Genomic DNA, 25250 nt, shown 5'->3' with positions numbered 1-25250 from the left:
TGTTTTTGAGACTTTAAATGATTAGTTAATAAAACTAACTTTTTTTTACATTAAGCTTTAAAAAAAGTACAAAACACATCATAATATACACAAGGAAAACGTTTTCGTATAACGTATTATTGATTATTTTATGTCGTTTGTTTAAAGTTTGTTGTTGTTGGTATAATTTATTTTTATTAACAATCCCTTAAGAATAAATTTACACCATAACTAACAAAAATAAATAAACATGAAAAAAATTTTCTTAATCTTTATGATTGTTTTTACGGCGCAGGTTTCACTTGCTCAAGTTAAAAATGTCAAAGGTGTGATTACAGATTCTGATGGGATGCCGTTGCCAGGGGCTACCGTTGCAGTACAAGGGGGGCAAAAAGGAACGGTTACCGATTTTGATGGTGTTTTCTCTATTGATGCTCAAAAAGGGCAAACGTTACTTTTTACTTATGTAGGTTTAGAAACACAAAAGATTGTTGTAGGAGATGCTACAACAGTTAATGTTCAGTTAAAACAAGGTTTATCAAATTCTCTTAATGAGGTTGTGGTAACTTCTCTTGGTATCAAAAAAGCAAAAAAATCTTTAACGTATGCAACTCAAGAATTAAAGGGTGAGGAGTTAACAAGAGTAAGAGATGTTAACGTTATCAATACTATCGCTGGTAAAATTGCTGGTGTAGCAGTTACTAAAAGTTCTTCTGGTACAGGAGGTTCTACTAAAGTAACGATTAGAGGTAATTCTTCATTTACTAATACACAACCTCTTTATGTAATAGATGGTATTCCATTATATAATGCAGGTTCAGGACAACCTAATGGAACTTTTGGAGATTTAGCAGGTGGTAACAGAGATGGAGGAGATGTTGTATCTCTTATTAATCCTGATGATTACGAAGGTATGACAGTTCTTAAAGGTGCTGCAGCTTCTGTATTATACGGAAGTCAAGGAGCAAATGGGGTAATTTTGCTTACTTCTAAAAAAGGAAAAGTAGGTGTTGAATCATTTAACGTAAATTCAGTTTCTACATTTGATACTGCTGCTTATTTACCTAAATTTCAGTCAGATTATACATCTGCAGCTGGAAGTGATGTGACTTGGGGAGCTAAAGAAAAAGTAAAAGACGAAGTAAAAGATTTTTTTGAAACTGGTGTAACTCAAATTACTTCAATGGCTTTTTCTAAAGCTAGTGAAGGAATGTCTACTAGTTTAACATATTCTAATACAAGTGCTTCTGGAATTATTCCTAATAATGGTTTAAAGAAAAATAACTTTGGTGTACGCCAAACAGGTAAATTCTTTGATGATAGATTAAGTGTTGCCGTTACAGGTAATTATACTTCACAAACAATTAATAACAGACCTACAAACGGATTATATTTTAATCCAGTAAATGCTATTTATTCTCATCCTAGAGCTTATTCTTTAAATGATTTAAAAACTTACGAAGTATTTGATCCAGTAAAAAACATGATGGTACAAAACTATCCTGGTATGACAATTTCTGATACTAATGAGAATCCGTATTGGGTTATGAATAGAGAAACATCAGTTGATACGAATAACTTTTTTAATGGAGCAATTGCATTAGATTACAAAGTAAATAACTGGTTTCATTTAACTTCTAGATATAGCTATAACAGAAGTGAAAGCAATTTCCAAAAAGAAATGTATGCATCGACTGCTTCAGCATTGGCTCATCCAACAGGAAGATATATTAATGCTAACTTAATTGGAACTCAAAATTATGCTGATTTAATTGGTTTAATCAATACTAACTTTTCAGAAGATTTCTCTTTTAATGCTACAATCGGAGCAAGTATCAATAACTCTAAATCTACAGGTCTTACTTTGGATTCAGGAATTGGTGGAGGTTTAGCTTATGAAAACATTTTTACATTAGGAAATTTTAAATCTAATAACGGAAACGTACAAACAGGTTCTGAAAGAGAAGTACAATCTATATTTGCAGCTACTACTTTTGGATACAAAAACTACTTATATTTAGATGTTGCAGCTAGAAATGACTGGTCTTCAACATTAGTAAATACAAAAGATCCAAGTTTCTTTTATCCTTCTGTAGGGGTATCGGCTATCTTGAGCGAAATGACTTCAATGCCAGATTGGATAAGCTACGGAAAAGTGCGTGCTACTTATGCTCAAGTAGGTAATGATATTGCAATATCTATGACAAGTCCAACAACTACAATTGTTGCAGGAGTTTCTGTAAATCCACTAGTAGGACCAATGCCAGGTACTTCATTAAAACCAGAGCTTAAATCTGAGGTTGAGATAGGTACTGAATGGAGAATGTTTAATAACAGATTAGGTTTTGAATTATCATATTATGATTCTGAAACTAAAAACCAATTTATTCAAATTGCTGCACCAGCTACAAATCCATTTGGTTATACTAATTATGCTATTAATGCGGGTAGTATTACTAACAAAGGTTTTGAGGCTGTTGTAAATGCAGGTATAATTAAAGGAGATAAATTTTCTTGGGATTCAAGTATTAACTTTTCTACAAATAAAAGTAGAGTTAATAGTATACCAAAAGAAAGTTTAGATGGAGGAAGAATTATTCTTACTACTGCAGGGTCTAGTAACTACAGATATTCATTGATAGAAGGAAGACCATTTGGAGTAATCGAAGGGAAAAATATATTAAAAGATGCACAAGGAAGGATTGTACTTGATGATGCTGGTAACGTTCAAAAAACAGATTGGGAAGAGATAGGAAGCTCAAATCCTGATTTTATGATTGGTTTCTCAAACACTTTCAAATTTGGAGCTTTTACAGCTAGTATTTTGTTAGATGGTCGTTTTGGAGGAGAAGTTTTAAGCTTAACTGAAGCTATGAATGATGCAAATGGAGTTTCTAAAAGAACTGGAGATGCAAGAAATGCAGGCGGAGTTGCTGTTAATGCTGTAAAACCAGACGGAACTGCTGTGAGTACTATGGATGCATATAAATATTATTACAGTGTAGGAGGTAGAAATGGTGCGACTGGAGAATATTCTTACAGCGCTACAAACGTAAGTGTTAGAGAGGTATCTGTAGGATATACTTTTAATAGAAAAACGTTACCATTTGTACAATCAGCTAGTATATCGTTAATCGCAAGGAACTTATTCTTTATTTATAAAGATGCTCCTTTTGATCCAAATATTGCATTAAGTACTGGTCAAGGTTTGCAAGGTGTTGATGTGTATGGTTTGCCATCAACAAGAAGTATTGGTCTTAATATAAACTTAACTTTCTAATTTAAAAAGTCATGATATCAAATAAAATAAAAAGAACTGCAATATGCCTTTCTTTACTTGCAGCATTTAGCTGTACAGATAATTTTGAGGAAATAAATACTAATCCCGTTGGAGCAAGTCCTTCAGATTTAGAGCAAAATTTTAATAATATAAAAAGTTTATTCGTACCAAGTTTTAACAGAATGTATATTTCTGATATAACTTGGCAATACCAAGAGCAACAAAGTTTACAAGGTGATGCTTGGTCTGGATATATGATTACTCCAAATCCATTTAAATATATTGAGATTAATAATAACTATGTCTTAAACGATTATTTTAATACACGTGCTTGGGACGATGCTTATCTTAATATCATATCATATCTTTATAAAGTTGAGCAAAGAGCAAAAGGAAAGTATGATAATTTCTATTCATGGTCATTAATCATAAAAACTGTTGCAATGGCTAGAATTACAGATATGTATGGGCCAGCAGTATATTCAAGTTATGGAACAGAGGGGGCAGCTCTTTATGATTCTCAACAAGAAATCTACACGCATATGTTTAAGGATCTTGATTTTGCAGTTAATGATTTAACAGCAAGAGAAAAGGCTGGAGAAAAATCAGTATTTACAGGAACTGATTTATCATCTTATGACGGTAAATATATACAATGGATAAAATATGCAAACTCAATGCGTTTAAGATTAGCAATGAGAATTTCTAAAATTGATCCGGCATTAGCTAAAGTTGAAGCTGAAAAAGCAGTAAATCATCCGTTTGGTGTTTTGGAAACAAATGGTGATGTAATGAAAATTAAGTCTCCAGTAGATCTTAATGTAATAGACCAAATGAGTCATGCTTGGGGAGGTTTATTTATGGGTGCAGATATGGAGTCTATTTTAGGTGGTTATGATGATCCTAGAATGGCTAAATACTGGGAAACATCTGCAATTGCTCCAGGTGAGTACAAAGGTGTTAGAACTGGTATTGTATATCCAAGTAACACTACCTATGCTAAGTTTTCACAAACTGGTCCAAGAACAAGAACAGGAGAAGTAACATGGATGTCTACTGCTGAAGTTTACTTCTTAAGAGCTGAAGGTGCTTTAAGAGGTTGGGATATGAAAGGAGATGCTAAAACTCTTTATGAAAGAGGGATTAAAGCTTCTTTTGAACAAAATGGAGTAGCTGGTGCAGATGCATATATTGCAGATAATACTAAAACTGCAAAAGATTATGTAGATTTAATTGAACCAAAAAACAATACACCAGCAATTAATAATGTTACAGTTGCTTGGGGTGCTGATAAAGAAATAAATCTTCAAAAAATCATTACTCAAAAATGGATTGCTACTTATCCTGATGGGCAAGAAGCTTGGTCTGAATATAGAAGAACAGGTTACCCTAAATTATTTAGAATTAATAATAACCAAAGTGGAGGTATAATTACTACTGAATTTGGTGTAAGAAGAATGCAATTTTCTCAGTCTGAAAAAGCAAACAACCCTCAAGGTGTAGCTTCAGGATTAGCCAAACTAGGAGGTCCAGATAATGGAGGAACCAGACTTTGGTGGGATACTACAGGTCCTAACTTCTAATTAAAACAGATTTTTTAAAAAAGAATGTAAGTTGGCATAAGTAATGAAAATTACTTATGCCTCTTTTAAACACGCATGTCTTTATAATAAATAGTATAAAAAAATATAAAATGAAAAGTGCTATAGAAATTAAACCTGACATTAGCTATAAGAGTGCTGGTAAGTTTGAAGAGACACGATTTGAGAAAATCCACAATGAAATCTTCAGGAACTCTACCGAGGCATCGATAATTGTTGCGCAGGAAATTGCTCAATTAATTAGATCTAAACAAGAAAAAAACAAATCTTGTGTATTAGGTTTAGCCACAGGTTCTTCACCTATAAAAGTATATGAAGAATTAGTTAGAATGCACAAAGAAGAAGGATTAAGTTTTAGCAATGTTGTAACTTTTAATTTGGATGAATACTATCCGATGACAAGGGAAAACAATCAGAGTTATCACCATTTCATGCATCAACACCTTTTTAATCACATCGATATCAATCCAGATAATGTTAATATTCCAGATGGTACCGTTGCAATCGAAGAGTTAAATCAATATTGTATTGATTATGAAATGAATATTAAAAATGCTGGCGGACTTGATTTTCAATTATTAGGAATCGGTCGTACCGGACACGTAGGATTTAACGAACCAGGTTCACACATAAATTCAGGAACACGTATCATTACTTTAGATCATATAACGAGAGTAGATGCTTCTTCCGATTTTAACGGAATTGATAATGTGCCAAAAAGGGCCATTACAATGGGAGTATCTACAATTCTCCGATCTAAAAGAATTGTACTAATGGCTTGGGGACAAAACAAAGCCGATATCATCAAGAGAACCATTCAGGGAGATATCAGTTCAGAAGTTCCGGCAACCTTTTTGCAAAATCATGGCAATGCAACATTTGTTCTGGACCAATCGGCAGCATCCGAACTAACCCGTTTTAAAACACCATGGTTGGTAGGAGAATGCATTTGGAATCAGGAATTAAAAAGCAAAGCGATTGTTTGGCTATGCCAAAAAACAAAACAATCTATTTTAAAATTAACCGACAGAGATTACAACAATAACGGAATGTCCGATTTATTGGCTCAGGAAGGTTCAGCTTACGATTTGAACATTAATATGTTCAATGTATTGCAACACACCATTACAGGATGGCCAGGAGGAAAACCAAACACCGACGATTCACACCGTCCGGAAAGAGCCAATCCAGCCAAGAAAAGAATTATCCTTTTTAGTCCACACCCAGATGATGATGTTATCTCGATGGGAGGAACATTCTCAAAACTAATAAAACAAGGGCATGATGTACATGTAGTATATCAGACCTCAGGAAATATTGCCGTTACCGATGATGAGGCATTAAAATTTGCAGAAGTAAGTAATGATTTTATAACAGATGCAGATACCAAAATAAACTTTAAATCAGTAATAGAGTTTTTGAACAATAAATCAGAGAATCAGATTGATTCGCTAGAAGTTCGTAAACTAAAAGGATTAATAAGAAGAAGAGAATCTTATGCCGCTACACGATATATTGGATTAAAAGATAGCAATACCCATTTCCTGGATCTGCCATTTTATGAAACAGGACAAATCAAGAAAAATCCGTTAGGTCCAGAAGATATTGCAATTGTAAAGGACATTATCGAACAAATAAAACCACACCAAGTGTTTGCAGCAGGAGATCTTGCAGATCCACACGGCACGCACGAAGTATGTCTGAATGCCATATTTGCGGCAATGAAAGAATTGAAACCAAAACCATTCATGGATGATTGTTGGTTATGGTTGTACCGAGGTGCTTGGCACGAATGGGATATTCATGAGATAGACATGGCAGTACCATTAAGCCCATCGGAAGTATTGTTAAAACGTCACGCTATTTTATACCACCAATCACAAAAAGACAGAGTAATGTTTCAAGGAAACGACTCTAGAGAGTTTTGGGTAAGAGCTGAAGATCGTAATAAAAACACAGCGATTTTATACGATGATTTAGGACTTGCCGAATACGAAGCAATCGAAGCCTTTAAACGTTTTGATTATTAAAAGATTACACGAGTTAGAATAATTTAAGTTACAAAATTCAGAGTAATGCCTTGGTGATAAAGAGGTTCAATTAGGTTTTATTCTGAGTTTTGTTTTTATCCGAGTTTTTAAGTCAATATGTATTGATTGCAAAAGACTCTTTTACAACAAAAAATATGAAATATATATTGATTTTATTATTTTCAGGTATAGTAGCTAATGCTCAAATAAAAAAAGAGCAATTAAACCTTATGCCATGGCCACAAACAATAAATTTATCCGAGGGTACATTTGCTTTAACTAAAGGTTTTAGAATAAATATTACAGGAAATCCTAATCCAAGAATTTTTAGCGGAGCAACTCGTTTTTTAAGAAGATTAGACGGTAGAACAGGATTGTTTTTTGAACAAGATTTTTTGACCAAACTTAATTCAGCACCTACAGCACAATTACAAATAAATTGCACCAAAAGTGGTAAAATTGGTTTATATGAAGACGAGAGTTATCATCTTGATATAAAGCAAGATAAAATTACAATTAATGCAACAAGTGATTTAGGAGCTTTACATGGCCTTGAAACGTTGTTACAAATGTTACAAAACAATAGTACGTCTTACTACTTTCCGGTTTCTCAAATTTCAGATTTTCCAAGATTCACATGGAGAGGTTTAATGATGGATGTTGCAAGACATTTTCAACCAGTAGATGTTGTTAAAAGAAACCTTGATGCATTGGCAGCTATGAAAATGAATGTTTTTCACTGGCATTTAGTAGATGATCAAGGATGGAGAATACAATTAAAGAAACATCCTAAACTTACAGATTTAGCTTCAGATGGATTTTATTATACACAAGAAGAAATTAAAAACATTGTTAAATATGCTGATGAGCGAGGAATTTTGGTCGTGCCAGAAATCGATGTTCCGGGTCATGCATCAGCTATTTTAACAGCTTACCCAGAGATAGGAAGTAAAGTAGTAAATATATCTAATGGAACTTCAGAGAGTAGTGCAAAAGCAGCAGTAGTCTCTACATATAGTATAGAGCGTAATGCAGGAATTTTCAGTCCAACATTAGATCCATCTAATCCTAAAACTTACCAATTATTAAGCGAGATTTTTGATGAAGCATGTCCGTTATTTCCAGGTGCATACTTTCATATCGGAGGAGATGAAAACGAAGGTAAAGACTGGGATTCAAACCCTAAAATACAAGAGTTTAAAAAGAAACATAAGTTAGTAACCAATCATGATTTGCAAACTTATTTTACGATGCAATTAGTTCCGATGCTTAAAAAACATGGTAAACAATTGATGGGTTGGGAAGAGATTATGACAAAAGACATGTCTAAAGATGCAATTATTCATGCATGGAGAGGACCAAATGAAGGAGTTGCAGTTGGAAAATCATTAACAGAATCTGTAAAAAATGGTTATAAAACAGTTTTATCCAATGGTTATTATATTGATTTAGTTCAAGGAGTAGAAGCACATTATTTAAACGATCCATTACCTAAAAGCGCAAACTTTACCCCAGAAGAAAAAGCAAGAGTATTAGGAGGAGAAGCTACAATGTGGACAGAACTTGTAACACCTTTAACCATGGATTCAAGACTTTGGCCAAGAACAGCAGCAATAGCCGAAAGATTATGGTCTGCAGAAGATATTACAGATTTAAACAGCATGCGCAGAAGATTAGCAGTTGTTTCATTTAGACTAGAAGAACTAGGAATTACACATATTAGAAACAAAGATGTAATCTTAAGAAATATATCAAACAATCAAAACATTGCAGCTTTAACCGATTTCTCTAATGTATGTGAGCCTCTTAAAGGGTATAAGAGAAATAAAGGAGGAGTGGAATATCAAACATATTCACCATTTACACTTTTTGCAGATGCATGCACACCAGATGCTTCAGATGCAATTGCTTTTGATACAGTTGTAAAAGAATATTTAGCAGACAAATCAGCCGCTAATAAAGCTAAAGTAACTTCATTCTTAAATAAATGGATTGGTTTAAAAGCAAGCCTGACAAGTTTGAGTGAAAATGCTCCTTTGATCCAGCCAATTTTACCGCTTGCTAGTAATCTTAGTGATTTATCACAGCAATTAGTAAATGTTTTAGATAATAAAGCAACAGTTGCACCAGCAGTTTTAAATGAATTATTAGAGAAATGTAACTCTAAAGATTATGGAGATGTAGAGTTAGCAGTATATGAAAGTTTAAAAAAATTAATATAGAGTAAGATTAAAAGTTGTGTTAGATTAATAATTGAATTAGTTGAAGTTTAGTTGCCATAATTAATTAGTAATTTAATTATCTCTTCTGGAATTTCCAGGAGAGATAAATTATGGTAAAGATTCGGTTTGGATATTTTTAGAATACCGAATCCATGATAAAATAGATATTAAAATTTAAAATATAATAAAGATTTACAATTAAGATTGCTAAGCCCCAAGTTTATCTGTTTTAATTTAAAAATGATTCAGTTACCCCAAATGTAACTGAGTTAGCGATTACCATTTGTTTAAAGTGATTTTTGGTTTTTGTATTACCAATCTATCATTTAATCCAAATTGGATATTTATTTTTTATTAACCAACCTATTTATTAATTATGAAACATTATTACAGATTGCTGTTATTATTTTTGTTTCCGATTTTATTACTTGCCCAACCAGCACATAATAAAAAAGTTGTCGGATACTATGCTCAATGGGCCATTTATGCAAGGGATTTTAATGTCCCCAAAATTGACGGAAGTAAATTAACCCATTTAAATTATTCTTTTTACGGAACCACTTTCGATCCGGCACACCCAGAAAACACCAAATTAAAATGTTTGGATACCTATGCTGATTTTGAGCATATGGAAGGCGGAATACCGTGGGATGCTCCTGTAAAAGGAAATTTTTATGATTTAATGAAACTTAAACAAAAGTACCCACATTTAAAAATCTTAATCTCCGTAGGAGGTTGGACAAAAGGACAAGATCTTTCACCAATTTCTGCAAGCCCAGTTGCCAGAGCAGCTTTAGCGGCAGATATGGCTAATTTCTTGGTAACTTATCCTTTTATTGATGGATTTGATATCGATTGGGAATATCCCCTTTCTGGAGGAACTGACGGGACAGAAGTTATTAATGGAGCACCAATACCTCCTCAAAAATACAGTCCGGATGATAACAAGAATTTAGTTTATTTATTAAAAGCAATGCGCCAAGCAATGCCTAATAAATTAGTTACAATTGCTGCAGGTAATAATGTTCGAAAAGTAGGAGCACAATATTTAGGCCCAAACAATAGAGCACAATACGGAATGACAGAAGATATTTCGACTTATTGCGATTATATCACATATTTTGGATATGATTTTGGAGGAAACTGGTATGACAAAACATGCTACAATGCCCCTTTATATCCAAGCGGAAATACAAATGATCCGTTATACAACGCAACTCAATCAGAATCACTAGATGAGTTAACAAACCAATATTTAAATGTTATCGGTATTCCTGCTAATAAGCTAGTAATGGGATTACCTTTTTACGGAAAAATATTTAAAAATGTTGGAACAACTAATACAGTGCCTAATATGCCAGGATTATTTGTTACAGCACCAAGAGATGCAGTTTCAGGATGTACAAACCCGCAAAATCCAACAGGAACATGGGATGGTCCCGCAGCTTGCGAAAAATCAGGAAGTATCGAGATTTGCGATTTAGTAGGTAATCCGGTAACAAACTCACATCCTTATTTAGACCCAAACACTATGTTGGTTACTCCAGCAGCAGCATCTGCAGGATGGGTAAGATATTGGGATAATGCAACCAAAGTTCCTTACCTATACAATGCTTCCTTACATCAGTTTATTAGTTATGAAGATAAACAATCGATGGAGTTAAAAGCAGAGTATATTAAATCCAAAAACTTAGGAGGAGGTATGATTTGGGAATTATCTCAAGATACCAGAGGAGCAATCCCTAATGCATTATTAGGTCAAGTAAATACTACTTTTAGTGCTGCCGTTATCGGAACATTAACAGTAAGTGGTTCAGTAAAAAATGGTACAAATTTAGTGCCAGCAGTTACAGTCCAGCTAAAAGATGCTACTAATGCAATTGTTCAAACGGTTAATTCTACAGATGGAAATTATACTTTTAACAATGTAGTTTCAGGAGCAAATTATACTGTTACAGCTTTAAAAGCGTCATACACTTTTACGCCAGTAACATTAACAAATCTTGTAGCAAACCAAGCCAACGTTGTTATTCAGGGAACACAGCCGCTTTATACAATTAGCGGAACTGTACTAGACGGAACTACAGCAGTTTCGGGAGTAACAGTTACAGCAACAGCAGGAACAACTACATTTACTGCAGTTACTAATGCAAGCGGAGCATACACTGTTACAGCTTTAACAGCAGGACTTAATTATACAGTTACAGCTGCAAAAACAGGAGTAACATTTACGCCAGCATCTACAGTATATTCAGTTTTAAGTGAAAACAAAGTTTTGAATTTTACTCAAACGGTATATTATACTATTAGCGGAAGCGTAATGAATGGAGCAACAGCAGTTTCTGGAGCAACAGTTACAGCAACTTCTACAGCAGGAACATTTACATCAGTATCTAGTGCTACAGGAGCGTATAGTATTGCTAATTTACCTTCGGGAGCAAACTATACAGTAACAATTGCTAAAGCAGGAGTAACATTTTCACCAGCTTCTACGGTATATAACAATCTTACGGCAAGTAAAGTTTTAAACTTTACACAAAATGCAGCTCCAGCTAGTAAAATTAGCGGAACAGTTAAGAATGGTTCAAATCCAGTAGCAGGTGCCAAAGTAGAATTAATTTTTAATTGGACAGATAATGCACATCCATATGCTAGTTTTCTAGCAACAACAGATGCGCAAGGAAAATATAGTTTTGATAATGCAATATTCTCAGGATATACAATCATCGCTAGTTTAAAAATGAATTCATGGCAGAATAATGACGTTACTTATTCACCTTCTAATCTTACAAACTTGCCTATTCCGGCTACATCACAAGTCTATGACTTTAGTACAGGAACAGTAGCGCCATTAAAAGTTGCAGGCGAAAGCGTACCGAGCGAAGTAGTTGCAGTATCAGAAACTAAAATTCCATCAGCGACTACAGTTGATAAAAGTTTGGTAGAGAGTAAAGTTTTAAGTGTTACTCAAGAGCTTGTTGCACCAGGTACTATAATTAGCGGAACAGTTAAGAATGGAACAACTCCGGTATCAGGAGCCAAAGTAGAATTAGTTGTGCCTTGGACAGATAGTACACACAACTGGAAAAGCGTTATTGCAACAACAGATGCACAAGGAGTTTTTAGCTACGATAATACAGTTACAGCAGGTTATACACAAGTTTTAAGTTTAAAATTAAATGCTTGGGAGAATAATAATACCGCCTATTTTCCAAATAATCTGGTAAACTTTGCTATGCCAACAACGCCTCAGGTTTATAACTTTAATACAAATACAGTTTCACCACCTCAGGTTACCATTACAGCTCCTTCAGCTGCAACTGTAGCGATTGCTCCGGGAACAGCGATTCAGCTGAAAGCAACTGCAAGTGTAGATGCCAGCTTAACTATTTCGTCAGTTGTATTCAACATTAACGGACAAAATATTACAGCAGCACTTTCAGGAACGGAATATGTAGCAAACTGGACACCAGTTGCGGCAGATTTCAACAAAAATTATACCTTGAAAGCAACTGTTACGGCGTCAAGTGGTACAACGGCAGAAAATACAAAAGCATTCTCTTTACAATGTTCAGGAACAACTTGTCCTAATTCATTGCCGGTAATTGCTTGGGTTTCACCAGCAACGACAACAATTAATCAGCCTTCAGGTTTCCAACCAGTGGCACTAAGTGTTAATGTTACAGATGCCGATGGTACAATTGCAAGCGTTTCGGTAAGTATAAACGGAACTTATTTTCCTATGACAAAAGGTACAGGGAATGCATACAACTATACATTTACTCCAAATGCTCATATAACATATGCATTAATAGTAAAAGCGATAGATAATGCAGGAGGTGAAAAATTATTTAATCAATCGATTACGATTACTAATTCGACACGAATATTCATTCCGCTTCCGTCTAAAGTTCTTTTAGGATATGCACATTCTTGGGAAAATGCTGGTGCTCCATTTTTATATTTTTCTCAAATGGTAGGAAGTAAGTTTAACGTAGTTGATTATTCTTTTGTAGAAACAGTTAATCGTGATGGTTATACACCAGTATTAACTACAAATGACACTAGATATTTGACCAATGGAGTTTTCGATAAGCAATTGTTGAAAAACGATATAAAATCTTTAAGAGATAGCGGAGTTCCTGTTATTGTCTCTATTGGAGGTCAAAATGGTCATGTTGTTTTAGACAATGTAACTCAAAAAAATATTTTTGTTAATGGTCTAAAAGCAATTATTGATGAGTATCAATTTGATGGAGTTGATATTGATTTTGAAGGTGGATCGATGAATTTTAATGCAGGAGCTTTAAGAGATATTTCTTATGCAGGTATTTCTGCTTATCCAAGATTAAAAAACGTAGTAGATGCTTTCAAAGAATTAAAAGCTTACTATGGTCCTGGATTTTTATTAACTGCAGCTCCAGAAACACAATATGTACAAGGAGGATATTCTACCTATAATGATACTTTTGGTTCTTTCCTTCCAATCATTCAAAACTTGCGTAATGAATTAGATTTGTTAGCGGTACAATTGTATAATACAGGCGGAGAAAACGGATTAGATGGTCAATATTATGGTTCAGCTAAGAAATCAAACATGGTAACAGCCCTAACAGATATGATTATAAAAGGGTATAATATTGGCACAACAGGAATGCGTTTTGATGGTTTACCAGCCTCAAAAGTTCTTATTGCATTACCAGCTTGTCCAAGTGCAGCTGGTAGCGGTTATTTAACGCCGACAGAAGGAATTAATGCTATGCATTACTTAAGAACTGGAACTACTTTTTCAGGAAGAACCTACACTATGCAGCCAGGCGGACCATACCCTTCTTTAAGAGGTTTAATGACTTGGTCAGTAAACTGGGATGCATCTTCTTGTGGTAATTCATCTGAATTGTCTAAAGCATATGCAGCTTATTTTGCATCACAAACTGCTAAAATAAAAGCAGAAGATAAGATAGAAGTAACAAGCAATAAAACAATTGCATACTTTAAAGATAATGCACTAGCAATATCTAACGAAGCAAATAATATCGGTAAAGTTGAGGTGTATAACACAATCGGACAATCGGTATTAAGTTACGAAAACATACAAAATAGTAACAATTTGTTGCTAGAAAACAGAAGCTTCTTAACCAAACAATTATTTATAGTAGTTGTGACTGATAAATCTGGAAACAGAAAATCATTTAAGGTAATGAACTTTTTAAATTAAGATTTTAAGAATTCAAAAAAATGAAAAATTGGGGCAGTTAAAATTGAGTTTGGTTATTTATTTTTTAATTTGATTTTTCATATTTTGGATAAATGTATTGAATTTAGGTAATTTGTTATTTGGTTTTTACCTAGAGGAAATCATTATGAGCCTGGCACTTAGTGCCAGGTTTTTTTTATGCCTTATCGCGATTGAAGAGATACAGTTGTTTTTGCCCGAAGTTTGTCATCCTGAGCGGAGTCGAAGGATTAGGAGCTATTTCCTGCTATCCATTTCAATCTTTTATGTTTTTAAAGAAAAAACATAAAAGGATTTCCATTTCTATCAGGGCTAGGAATCACCATTGCGAAGTACAAAGTAATTACATTTCAAATAGACTTTTGTCAAAGTTCAAAACGAAGAGTGTAAGGAACTTTAATTTTACACAAAATAATCCCAAACTTGTTATTTCGACGAAGGAGAAATCTCCGCAAGAAACTAACTCACAGTTTCTTCTTAGAATTGTCGAGCTACTCGTGGAGATTTCTCCTTCGTCGGATGACAAAAATGAACAGACCAACTTTAAACTTGAACTTTGACAAAGGTTACAATTATTAGAAACTATTTTTTAGCTATTTTTGAAACCCAATTATTGCATTAAAACTTCATGAAAAAAACATTTAGCCTTATACTAACATTCTTAATTTTTACTTCTTGTTTAGCACAAACAAAATACGGAAATCCAGAAGTTGATCCAATACAAATCCAAAAAGACTACAGCAGTTGGTGGACGTATCAGAGTAAAAACATAATGCTTTCCAGAGATTTTGTTGCACTAGATACACTCTCGAAAGAAATACCAAAAGAGACTTTTTTAGATCAATTAGCAAATAGTAATTATATCCCCATTCGATTACAATCGGATGATGCTATTTACTACTATAAATTATTCAAAATTCAGCCTAATTCCGATACAAGTATAAAAGCAACTATTAACCAAGAAGCTTTTGATGCGTATAAGAACTTCAAAATGGAAAACACTCCATTCCCTAAATTCTCTTTTAAGGATTTAAACGGAAATCTGGTTTCTAATGAAACTATGAAAGGAAAGATTGTAGTGATAAAATGTTGGTATATTCATTGTGCTGCATGCATCAAAGAATTTCCAGATGTAAATAAATTGGTAGAGAAATATAAAGATCGAAAAGACATATTTTTTGTGAGTTTAGCAGAAGATACACCAGAACAATTAAAAGTATTTTTGGCTAGAAAACCATTATCATATTCCGTTATTCCAAATATGAAAAACTATATGAATGAAACGTTGCAGTTAAATGCATTTCCCACACATTTCATTATCAATAAAGAAGGATATATCGCCAAAGTTTTAAATAGTTATAAAAGTTTAGAAGTGGCTTTGGAGAAAGAAAGTAAATTGAAGAATTAGCCGCAAAGCAAGCAAAGATTACCTATAAAAAGGAACGCGGATGATACGGATTCGCTAGGGCGAAAACACAGATAAAAACGGATTTTCTTTACTATTGTTTTTTTAATCAGTTTTATCCGCGTCTTTACTTTTGTAAATCCGTATCATCCGCGTTCCTTTACAGATATGATTTGTTGTAAAAGATAATTTTAGCTATTTTCATATTAAAAAAACTTAGCCACTCAGTTTCTTTGTACCTCTGAACCTTTTTCACTACTTTTGCACAAAATTAATTAATATAGACATTCATGTTAACAGTCAATAATTTATCGGTACAATTTGGCAAACGAATTTTGTTTGACGAAGTAAATACAACTTTCACACACGGAAATATTTATGGAGTTATCGGAGCCAATGGTGCTGGAAAATCAACTTTTCTTAAAATAATTTCAGGCGAAATGGATCCTACTTCAGGACATATCCATTTAGAGCCAGGAAAACGTATGTCGGTTTTAAACCAAAACCACAACATGTTCGATGAGCATACAGTACTTGAAACCGTAATTATGGGTAACAAAGTATTGTACGCGGTTAAGAAAGAAATGGATGAACTTTATTTAGACTATAACGATAAAAACGCAGATAGAATAGGAGAGTTACAAGTTCAGTTTGAAGAAATGAACGGATGGAACGCTGATTCTGACGCAGCTTCGATGTTGTCTAACTTAGGTATTGCCGAAGAGCACCATTATACATTAATGGGAGATCTAGAGGGAAAAATAAAAGTACGTGTCCTTTTGGCACAAGCTTTATTCGGAAATCCAGATTTACTTATCATGGATGAGCCTACCAACGATTTGGATTTTGAAACAATCGCTTGGTTAGAGAACTTCCTTGCAAATTATGAAAATACAGTAATTGTAGTATCGCATGACCGTCACTTTTTAGATTCGGTTTGTACACATATATCAGATATCGATTTTAGTAAAATCAACCATTACTCAGGAAACTATACGTTTTGGTATGAGTCTAGCCAATTAGCGGCAAAACAACGTGCACAACAAAACAAAAAAGCCGAAGAAAAGAAACAAGAATTAGAAGAATTTATTCGTCGTTTTAGTGCCAACGTTGCTAAGTCTAAACAAGCAACTTCTCGTAAAAAAATGATTAGTAAGCTTAATATTTCTGAAATTAAACCTTCAAGCCGTCGTTATCCTGCAATTATTTTTGATCAGGATCGTGAAGCAGGAGATCAAATTTTAAATGTTGAAAACTTAAGCGCTTCAATCGAAGGAGATGTTTTGTTTAAAGGTGTTGATTTGAATATGGCAAAAGGAGATAAAATTGTTTTATTCTCTAAAGATTCACGTGCAACAACAGCATTCTACGAAATTTTAAATAACAATCAAAAAGCCGACGAAGGTACTTTTGATTGGGGAATTACAACAAATCAAGCTTATTTACCAGCAGAGAATCATTCATTTTTCGAAAACGACTTAACATTGGTAGACTGGTTACGTCAATGGGCAAAAACTGAAGAAGAGCGTGACGAAGTTTTTATTAGAGGATTCTTAGGGAAAATGATTTTCTCAGGAGAAGAAGCTTTAAAAACAAGTAGAGTTTTATCAGGGGGAGAAAAAGTACGTTGTATGTTATCTCGTATGATGATGGAAAGAGCCAATGTATTAATGCTAGACGAGCCTACAAATCACTTAGATCTTGAGTCGATTACAGCATTTAACAACTCACTAAAAAACTTTAAAGGATCAGTGATTTTTACAACACATGATCATGAGTTTGCACAAACTGTAGGTAATAGAGTAGTAGAGCTTACACCAAATGGAGTTATCGATCGTTACATGACATTTGATGAATATCTTGACGATGAAAAAGTACAAGAATTAAGAGTTAAAATGTATTCTTAATACTTAAAACATATTTTTAAAAATCCCAATCGGCGCACCGATTGGGATTTTTTTTATTCTATTATTTTTTACCAAAGATTTTAATAATCAGGTAAATTATTAAAACAATTACAATAATTACGGCAAAAGCACCGACACCCATTCCTGCTTTAAAAATGCCTTCGATAGCCTCACAACTAGTAAGAGATAACGATATAATTAAAGCGACTAGTATTGTAGATAATTTAGTTTTCATGATTTTGTGTTTTTAAATTAATTAAAAATGACAATCATTATTGTCTTATTGTGAAATTAACAAATACCAGAAAAACAACGTTATATAATTCCTGTAAAATGTTTTATTATTTGATTTTTAATTATATGAAAAATACTTGAGAATAATTAAAAATTAGACTGTTAGGTCGTGCTATAATTGAGGAATTCGATTGTAGATTTTCGAGAAATAAAATTATATTTGAGATAATATACTATAAATTAATCCTTAAAATATTATGTCAGAAAATGCTTTTAGTTTAAAAACTCCCCGTATAGAAGTCATAGATGCATTACGTGGTTTAGCCATTATGGCGATTATGTTGCTTCATAATTTAGAACACTTTGATTTTTATTATTTGCCCGAATATTTACCTGAACCAATCAAGGTATTAGACAAGATAATTTGGGATACATTATTCTTTCTTTTTGCAGGAAAATCATATGCTATCTTTTCACTTCTTTTCGGTTTTAGTTTTTTTATACAATACGATAATCAGCGTAAAAAAGGAAACGATTTTAGATGGAGATACGTTTGGCGACTGGCAATATTATTTGTTTTCGGATTAGTAAATACACTCTTTTTCTCAGGAGATATATTAATGATGTATGCCGTTTTAGGATTAATATTAATTCCGGTTTGTAATTTAAATACCAAATATGTATTAATCATAGCGACTTTCTTGTTGATGCTTCCTATGGAGTGGTTCAACTTTTTTAATATTCTATTTAACCCTGAATATATACTTCCTGCAAATCAATCAAATGCTTATTATGGAAGTATGCAAACTTACTTAAGCGGGAACTCATTTGTAGATCATGCAGTAGGTAATTTATCAATAGGAAGATGGGCATCGGTATTCTGGTCGTGGGAAAACGGAAGATTTTTTCAGGCACCAGCATTATTTATGTTTGGGATGATAGCAGGAAGAAAACAACTTTTTGTTATTTCGGAAGCTAGTATTGCATTTTGGAAAAAAGCATTAGTATATGCGATTATATTATTTATCCCGCTATTTGCATTCAAAACGTATTTGCCAGAACTTATAGCAAACAAAGACATGGTAAATAGTTTATTAATCATTTTTACATCTTGGTCTAATGTTACCTTTATGGTCGTTTTAGTAAGCACATTTGTGTTGTTATATCAAAAAGAAGCTATAAATAAAGTTCTGATAAAATTAATCCCATTCGGAAAAATGAGCTTAACAAGTTATTTTTCTCAATCTATTTTAGGGTCGTTTATATACTACCGTTTTGGTTTAGGATTATACCAATATACAGGCGCAACATTTGGATTACTAATAGGAATTGTTTTGTTTTTGCTACAATTAGGATTTTGTACATGGTGGTTAAAAACACACAAGCAAGGACCATTAGAATACATTTGGCATAAAGCAACATGGATTTCTTTTGGAAAAGAGAAAAAGACTGTTGCTGCTTAGTTGTAAATATATAATGCTGTAAAAATAGAACGCGGATGACGCTGATTCGCCAAGGCGAAAACGCAGATAAAAACGGATTTTTTTCTTTTTATAATTTTAAAAATCTGTTTTTATCCGCGTCTTTACTTTAGTAAATCCGTTTCATCCGCGTTCTGTTTTTTAGACAATCTGAGCATTTTTAACTTTACAATAAAGAGAAGTAAAGATAAAATAAGGGTAATGTTGTCTTAAAAGTATTTGGATTTTGGTAGAATACTTTTGCTTCGTCTAACAACGAAACAACAACTCATGAAAAAACTCTACTTACTATTATCCCTTTTAGGAATAGGTTTTGCTGCACAAGCACAAAAACTATTTCCTTATTTACAAAATGCAACTCCTACATCTATTTATGTAAACTGGAAAACAGAAAGCAATCCAGAAACTATTGTAGAATACGGAACAACTGAAGCTAATCTTAATGTTACAGTTACAGGTAACACTAATGTTTTTACAGATTCAGGTTACCCAGGGAATTATTTTTACCACAGCGCGAAACTGATGAACCTTTCGCCAAACACCAAATATTACTACCGAATAAAAACTGGTACAGATGTGTCTACCGTTTATTCCTTTAAAACATTGCCTAATCCTGGGCAAGCAGCTACTGCCGATGGACATATTCGCTTTTTGATTATGGGAGATAATCAGTTAAAAGCAGTACCTCGTTACGATTCATTAGTATCGGCTGCAAAAAGAAAAATAAAGCAAAAATGGGGTGCTAAATTGTCTCCAGAAGATAATATTTCGATGACATTTATGGTTGGAGATCAAGTTGACGTAGGAACTTTAGATCATTACGAAAACGTACATTTCAAGAAGAACAGAGGATTATCTGGTAATATTCCGATTCAGACTACGGTAGGAAACCATGAAACGTATGGAACACTTGGAATGAATTCGTATTATGATCATTTTTATATCAGTGAGCTTTCTTATAAAGGAATTTCGTCTGGAACAGAAAATTATTATGCACAACAAGCAGGTAATGTTTTATTTATCAGTTTAAGTTCAGAACATACAGGAGCAGCACAATTAACTTGGTTGCAACAGGTTCTTGCTGCTGCAAATGCAGATAATACTATAGAGTGGATTTTTTCTTTAAGCCACAGACCGTATCAAGCCGAGCAATATGTTGGTGATATCTCTACATGGGTTCGTAATACAGCCGTTCCCCTATTGGTAACTTCTCCTAAATATTCTATGCATATTGGTGCGCACCATCATTTGTATCATAGAGGACAATTAAAAAACACACCTACATATAATATTATTTCGGGAGGAACAGCTTGGGATCAATATTGGGGATCATCTACCGAACAAGATTTTGAAGATGTGCAAAAAACAATCTGCAACTGGATTTACCAAATTGTAGACATCGATGTTACTAACGGAAAAATGGATATCGAAAGTTATTCTATCGGAAGCGTTGATAAATGGAAAAACAACCAGTTAATGGACGAGTTCCATAGATATAAAAACAAAGTAGCACCAGTAAAACCTGCAATCACAAATACTTTTACAGCAAATGTTACTTTACCCTTAACAATATCAGGTTCGGCATATAGCACTACAACAAATGAGTTATTAAATACAAGTCAGTTTTTAATTTCGCAAACGCCAACATTCGATATAATAAAAAAAGAAGTATATCGCGATTTCGAAAATTTATACGGAAAATATAAGACCCAAAAAGATTCAACAGTTGATATTAATCTGGGTGTAGATATTACCAAGATGGATTTGGCTTCGAACTCGCTTCCTAATGGTAAGTATTATGTGAAATTAAGATATAGAGACCGCAATCTGGAATGGTCTCCTTGGAGCGATACTCAGGCATTTACTGTAACAGGAAGTAATAACGTGAATACAGAGATTGTTACCGATGCTTTAACTTATTCGCAAAGTGCACCTATTAAAGTTGATTTTACTGATGCACCAGCGAGTACAAAGACTTGGATAGGATTGTATAAAGAAGGGCAAACACCGGGATCATCGACACCATCGCTAACTTGGCAATATACTAATGGTAGCCCAAGCGGATTTATTAATTTTCCTACCGGATTGGCTAATAAAGGACGTTATTATGCCGTAATATTCTCTAATGGAGGTTATACAGAAATTGCGCCACGAAAATATTTTTATGTAGGACCAGTTCCTGTATTAACTACAGATAATACCGAATATTCTGTCGGCACACCAGTAATTGTTAATTATAGCAATGGACCACAATTGGCAAAGGATTGGATTGGTATATATAGAATGGGAGTAAATCCAGGATCTGGAGTTGCCTCAACAAGTTGGCAATATGTAACAACTGTAGCAGATACTAAATCATTTAATAATTTACCAAAAGGATATTATTATGCCGAATACTATTTGCAGGATAGTTTTAATGCTATCGGAAATAAAGTATTCTTTAAAATCGGAGCTGTGGTTACCGAATTATGGATTAATAAACCCGTATATGATCTTGGCGAACAAATCACGGCTTCATGGACAGATGCTCCTGGAATTGTAAAAGATTGGTTGGGTATTTACCATGAAGGTGATAATCCTAACGAAAAACCATTGGTGAGTTATACTTATTTTGAAGGACTTTCGGAAGGAACTAAAGCCATTGCTACTACAGAGTTACCTACCGAAAAAGGAAATTACTTTTTGGTAATGTTTACCAATGATTCTTATAACGAAGTATCAAACAGGGTTTCTTTTGAAGTAATAGATAGTTCTCTAGGTAACGACGAGTTTAAAATTGATAATGGTTTAAAAGTATATCCAAATCCTACTAATAGTAATGCAGAAACTTTTATTCAGTCAGAATATCCTATTGATGAAATAGAAATTTATAATATGGAAGGAAAATTATTGTACGCTACAAAAAATGTAAACAATAATAAGTTCTCTTTAATAAACCAAGATTTACCAAAAGGAGTTTATATCCTAAAAATACATTCTCGTAAATTGTTTACAGCGAAGTTAATTGTGAAATAATTAGAGAATTAAAACAACAGTTATTTAATAAAAAAAGCTTCCGCAAATGTGGAAGCTTTTTGAATTTATAAAGAGTAAGTATCATTGCAACATATATCTTCGTTTTCGAATATTATGATAAATAGAGATTAAAAAAGTTTCGTTGTTATTTTATATCCAAAAGTCATTACCAGATTCTTTTAAGATATGTGAGTAAATTATTCTGTCAATATGGTTAATTATTTCATTGATATTTTTAAAGTGTCTTTCAATATCAATGAATGTTATTGCTGGCGCACCTTGATGAGCGATTGACTCTCTTAAGCTTAAAAAAGATTCCAGTGATGTTTTTAAATCTTTTTTTGATTTTTTATTTAATTCTTTAATTATATCTGTTATTCCAATTCTTAAATATAATATTTTCAAGTTTTTTACTGAAGGATATTTATTAGTACCTATAATATTTGTTGAGTGAATTTGAGAATTAAAAGACATATCATCATTTAGTAATTCATAATAATTGCTTTCAATGGATATGTTTTTTAATAGGCTTCTTTCATCAGAACTGTTGTAATAGTTTCTGAAATAGTGTACCTGTTTATCAAGTAGTGCTTTTGTCCTTATATTATTAGGGATGTTTGAGAGTATTGCTCCATTAGTTTTATATTTGTAAATTAAATCTTCAATTAATGTCTTAGTGTAATCTTCAATTCTTGCACTTAATAAAAAAATACAAGATTGGTTAATTAATTGCTTATGATCGTAATTTAATGGTGAAGATTTATAAGAAACTTTTTTGGCAAGTTTTAATAATTTATTTGATTCAACTTCAAAATCTTCTCTTGCCTTACTTTTCGAATATGGCATGTTATTGAAATATTGTTTCTAAAAAAGCAGTATAATCAGCTACTCTTTTTTTTACGACACGATTATCTGTTGTTCCTTTTGTTATTGTATTATAAAAATCTTCCGTATTCAATAATGCTAAAACGTTATCAATTATGGTGTTTTTATTTATAGCATTGATTTGATCTATTGTTGGATTAATATTGTTCATGGAAAGCATTTGAGCTTCAAATAATGCGGTGTTTGCTTTTAGTCTTTTCTTTGTTACATCAAAAGTTTTAAATGTAAAATCACCATATAAAAGATGACATTTATTTAGATTTAGTTTAAAATTTTCTGCTAATACTTCAATATCTGCTTTAGGTAAAAATCTATTATCTTCCGCATATTTATTTAAAAATACTGTCATAGGTTTTTCATAATTTTCTAAGCGTTCTAATAATGTAAAATACCTTAAAATCAATTCGTCACCTTTCATTCTATTATCATTTGTTGTAGAAGTTAATTTTTTGAAAACAGAATCTTTGCCTAATTCTTCTATTTTTGTTAAAAAATTGCCACTATAAATACCATGTCTTAATTCTTGAGGATTTAATCTAACAGAACCTGTATTTAGTCTTTCAAAAACATCAAATTTAATTTGTGGATGTGTATCTTTTAAAATGGCAATACATCTAATTGTACGATTAATTATATGTCTTTGAAATCTTGGGTCTAATTCATCAAAAGTTAAACCTTCTAATTCGGGATATGTCACTAATCCTGTTAAAGGGAATTCATTGTTTAAAAACAAACTGATACTTGTGAGTCTTTGATTGCCATCAATTACTGAAAGAGTTTCATCATTGTTTTGACTTAAATAAATAACAGGAATTGGACACTGTATTATTAAGGATTCAATGAGTCTTGATGCTTGAGCTCTATTCCAAACATATCCGCGTTGAAAATTTGGAATAACAATATGTTTATTATTTATATATTCTACTATTGTAGAAACTGTAAAGTCATAAGTTTCCGTTATCAATTTTCTTTTTTCTGCCGGAATGTTTATAACTTCGACCTCAAAATCATTATTATCTGGAAAAATTCTATTTGCAAGTACTGTTGATTTATTATCCATAATTTTCCTTGATTAATTGTTTTTTGGTTGTACCTTGATAATATCAACAAAATTTTCACAAGGCTATCCCTATAAAGTTAAGTAAGATTGTTATATATCAGAATGCTACTCAGCTAAAGTAAATTTTTAAAATAAAATTACCTACAAAAAGCAAAATTATATTTTTCAAAACAAAAAGAGTAGTTGTAAAAAAACATTATTTACTTACCCCAGAATCCCCATCAAGTCAAAAAAAAATATTTCCCACCCCAACACCCCAACAAATAAAATCTGATTTTGTATATTTGCCCAACCAAACACTACACTTTACTATGAGTCAAAAAGTATTACTTAATTCAAAAGAAGTTACTATCATATTACATCGTTTGGCCTGTCAATTGATAGAAAAGCATCTTGATTTTTCAGACACGATTTTGGTAGGAATTCAACCTAGAGGTGTTTACTTGGCAGAGCGACTGAAAGAATTATTAGAAAAAGAATATAAAACGCCTGAGATTACATTAGGATATTTAGACATTACTTTTTTTAGAGATGATTTCCGAAGAACAGATAAACCTCTTGAAGCTAATAAAACCCAAATCAATTTTATTGTAGAGAATAAAAAAGTCATTTTTATAGATGATGTATTATTCACAGGACGAAGTATTCGATCAGCATTAACTGCTATTCAATCCTTTGGTCGACCAGCTGAAATTGAATTATTGGTATTAATCGACAGGCGTTTTAGCCGACATTTACCAATTCAACCCGATTATCGCGGCAGGCAAGTTGATGCTATTAATAATGAGAAAGTGATTGTGAGTTGGAAAGAAAATGATGGCGAAGATGTCGTTTACTTAGTGACAAATTAGTTTAATCGGTTAACCGGTTAATTGTTTAATCGGTAGAAAATGATTAACCGGTTTAGCAAAAAAC

General features: G+C 32.8%; 13 protein-coding genes. 10 read left to right on the top strand and 3 right to left on the bottom strand.

The window, feature by feature from the left end:
• Positions 1-229: 229 nt before the first annotated feature.
• The 7 genes from SHI72_RS16670 (at position 230) to SHI72_RS16640 (ending at position 17660) form a co-directional block, all read left to right on the top strand.
• Positions 230-3259: a SusC/RagA family TonB-linked outer membrane protein gene (locus tag SHI72_RS16670; protein WP_039120578.1), complete on the top strand. Its 3030-nt coding sequence runs from the start codon at positions 230-232 to the stop codon at positions 3257-3259.
• An 11-nt stretch (positions 3260-3270) separates the two neighbouring features.
• Positions 3271-4842 (top strand): SusD/RagB family nutrient-binding outer membrane lipoprotein, encoded by a 1572-nt coding sequence (locus tag SHI72_RS16665; protein WP_039120579.1) that lies wholly within the window; start codon positions 3271-3273, stop codon positions 4840-4842.
• 110 nt (positions 4843-4952) lie between these two features.
• The gene (gene nagB / locus SHI72_RS16660) at positions 4953-6890 is read left to right on the top strand and encodes a glucosamine-6-phosphate deaminase (protein WP_323490745.1); all 1938 of its coding nucleotides are present in this window, start codon (positions 4953-4955) and stop codon (positions 6888-6890) included.
• 155 nt (positions 6891-7045) lie between these two features.
• The gene (locus tag SHI72_RS16655; protein WP_323490744.1) at positions 7046-9112 is read left to right on the top strand and encodes a beta-N-acetylhexosaminidase; all 2067 of its coding nucleotides are present in this window, start codon (positions 7046-7048) and stop codon (positions 9110-9112) included.
• A 376-nt stretch (positions 9113-9488) separates the two neighbouring features.
• Positions 9489-14330, top strand: coding sequence for a T9SS-translocated chitinase ChiA (chiA, locus tag SHI72_RS16650; RefSeq protein ID WP_323490743.1), 4842 nt, complete (start codon positions 9489-9491; stop codon positions 14328-14330).
• Positions 14331-14976: 646 nt separating this feature from the next.
• Positions 14977-15756, top strand: a complete 780-nt coding sequence (locus SHI72_RS16645; RefSeq protein WP_323490742.1) for a TlpA disulfide reductase family protein — start codon at positions 14977-14979, stop codon at positions 15754-15756.
• A gap of 287 nt (positions 15757-16043) precedes the next feature.
• A complete protein-coding gene (locus SHI72_RS16640; RefSeq protein WP_039120362.1) occupies positions 16044-17660 on the top strand; it encodes an ABC-F family ATP-binding cassette domain-containing protein in 1617 nt (538 codons plus the stop codon).
• 61 nt (positions 17661-17721) lie between these two features.
• Here the strand turns inward: SHI72_RS16640 and SHI72_RS16635 are convergent, their stop codons facing one another.
• The gene (locus SHI72_RS16635; protein ID WP_165572094.1) at positions 17722-17895 is read right to left on the bottom strand and encodes a hypothetical protein; all 174 of its coding nucleotides are present in this window, start codon (positions 17893-17895) and stop codon (positions 17722-17724) included.
• 256 nt (positions 17896-18151) lie between these two features.
• Between SHI72_RS16635 and SHI72_RS16630 the strand changes: the two genes are divergently transcribed.
• Together SHI72_RS16630 and SHI72_RS16625 are read left to right on the top strand one after the other, a co-directional pair.
• The gene (locus SHI72_RS16630) at positions 18152-19357 is read left to right on the top strand and encodes a DUF418 domain-containing protein (RefSeq protein WP_323490741.1); all 1206 of its coding nucleotides are present in this window, start codon (positions 18152-18154) and stop codon (positions 19355-19357) included.
• Between the two features lie 288 nt (positions 19358-19645).
• Entirely contained in the window at positions 19646-22390 is a 2745-nt protein-coding gene (locus SHI72_RS16625) for a fibronectin type III domain-containing protein (protein ID WP_323490740.1), read from the top strand.
• A 150-nt stretch (positions 22391-22540) separates the two neighbouring features.
• On the opposite strand, the gene SHI72_RS16620 is transcribed toward SHI72_RS16625, so the two are convergent.
• Both SHI72_RS16620 and SHI72_RS16615 read right to left on the bottom strand, forming a co-directional pair.
• On the bottom strand, positions 22541-23236 hold the full coding sequence (locus SHI72_RS16620) for a HEPN domain-containing protein (protein ID WP_323490739.1): 696 nt from the start codon (positions 23234-23236) through the stop codon (positions 22541-22543).
• Position 23237: 1 nt separating this feature from the next.
• Positions 23238-24335 (bottom strand): DUF262 domain-containing protein, encoded by a 1098-nt coding sequence (locus tag SHI72_RS16615; protein ID WP_323490738.1) that lies wholly within the window; start codon positions 24333-24335, stop codon positions 23238-23240.
• A gap of 311 nt (positions 24336-24646) precedes the next feature.
• Between SHI72_RS16615 and pyrR the strand changes: the two genes are divergently transcribed.
• Positions 24647-25186, top strand: coding sequence for a bifunctional pyr operon transcriptional regulator/uracil phosphoribosyltransferase PyrR (pyrR, locus tag SHI72_RS16610; protein ID WP_035620405.1), 540 nt, complete (start codon positions 24647-24649; stop codon positions 25184-25186).
• Positions 25187-25250 lie beyond the last annotated feature (64 nt).

Origin of the sequence: Flavobacterium sp. PL02 (assembly GCF_035013205.1) — a bacterium.
Taxonomy (GTDB): Bacteria; Bacteroidota; Bacteroidia; order Flavobacteriales; family Flavobacteriaceae; genus Flavobacterium.
This window is presented reverse-complemented; position numbering and strand designations above follow the sequence as displayed.

What these genes read in the sequence shown, in the direction of transcription:
- SHI72_RS16670 (WP_039120578.1), top strand. Translation starts at nt 230, where the DNA reads ATGAAAAAAATTTTCTTAATCTTTATGATTGTTTTTACGGCGCAGGTT.
- SHI72_RS16665 (WP_039120579.1), top strand. Translation starts at nt 3,271, where the DNA reads ATGATATCAAATAAAATAAAAAGAACTGCAATATGCCTTTCTTTACTT.
- nagB (WP_323490745.1), top strand. Translation starts at nt 4,953, where the DNA reads ATGAAAAGTGCTATAGAAATTAAACCTGACATTAGCTATAAGAGTGCT.
- SHI72_RS16655 (WP_323490744.1), top strand. Translation starts at nt 7,046, where the DNA reads ATGAAATATATATTGATTTTATTATTTTCAGGTATAGTAGCTAATGCT.
- chiA (WP_323490743.1), top strand. Translation starts at nt 9,489, where the DNA reads ATGAAACATTATTACAGATTGCTGTTATTATTTTTGTTTCCGATTTTA.
- SHI72_RS16645 (WP_323490742.1), top strand. Translation starts at nt 14,977, where the DNA reads ATGAAAAAAACATTTAGCCTTATACTAACATTCTTAATTTTTACTTCT.
- SHI72_RS16640 (WP_039120362.1), top strand. Translation starts at nt 16,044, where the DNA reads ATGTTAACAGTCAATAATTTATCGGTACAATTTGGCAAACGAATTTTG.
- SHI72_RS16635 (WP_165572094.1), bottom strand. Translation starts at nt 17,895, where the DNA reads ATGAAAACTAAATTATCTACAATACTAGTCGCTTTAATTATATCGTTA.
- SHI72_RS16630 (WP_323490741.1), top strand. Translation starts at nt 18,152, where the DNA reads ATGTCAGAAAATGCTTTTAGTTTAAAAACTCCCCGTATAGAAGTCATA.
- SHI72_RS16625 (WP_323490740.1), top strand. Translation starts at nt 19,646, where the DNA reads ATGAAAAAACTCTACTTACTATTATCCCTTTTAGGAATAGGTTTTGCT.
- SHI72_RS16620 (WP_323490739.1), bottom strand. Translation starts at nt 23,236, where the DNA reads ATGCCATATTCGAAAAGTAAGGCAAGAGAAGATTTTGAAGTTGAATCA.
- SHI72_RS16615 (WP_323490738.1), bottom strand. Translation starts at nt 24,335, where the DNA reads ATGGATAATAAATCAACAGTACTTGCAAATAGAATTTTTCCAGATAAT.
- pyrR (WP_035620405.1), top strand. Translation starts at nt 24,647, where the DNA reads ATGAGTCAAAAAGTATTACTTAATTCAAAAGAAGTTACTATCATATTA.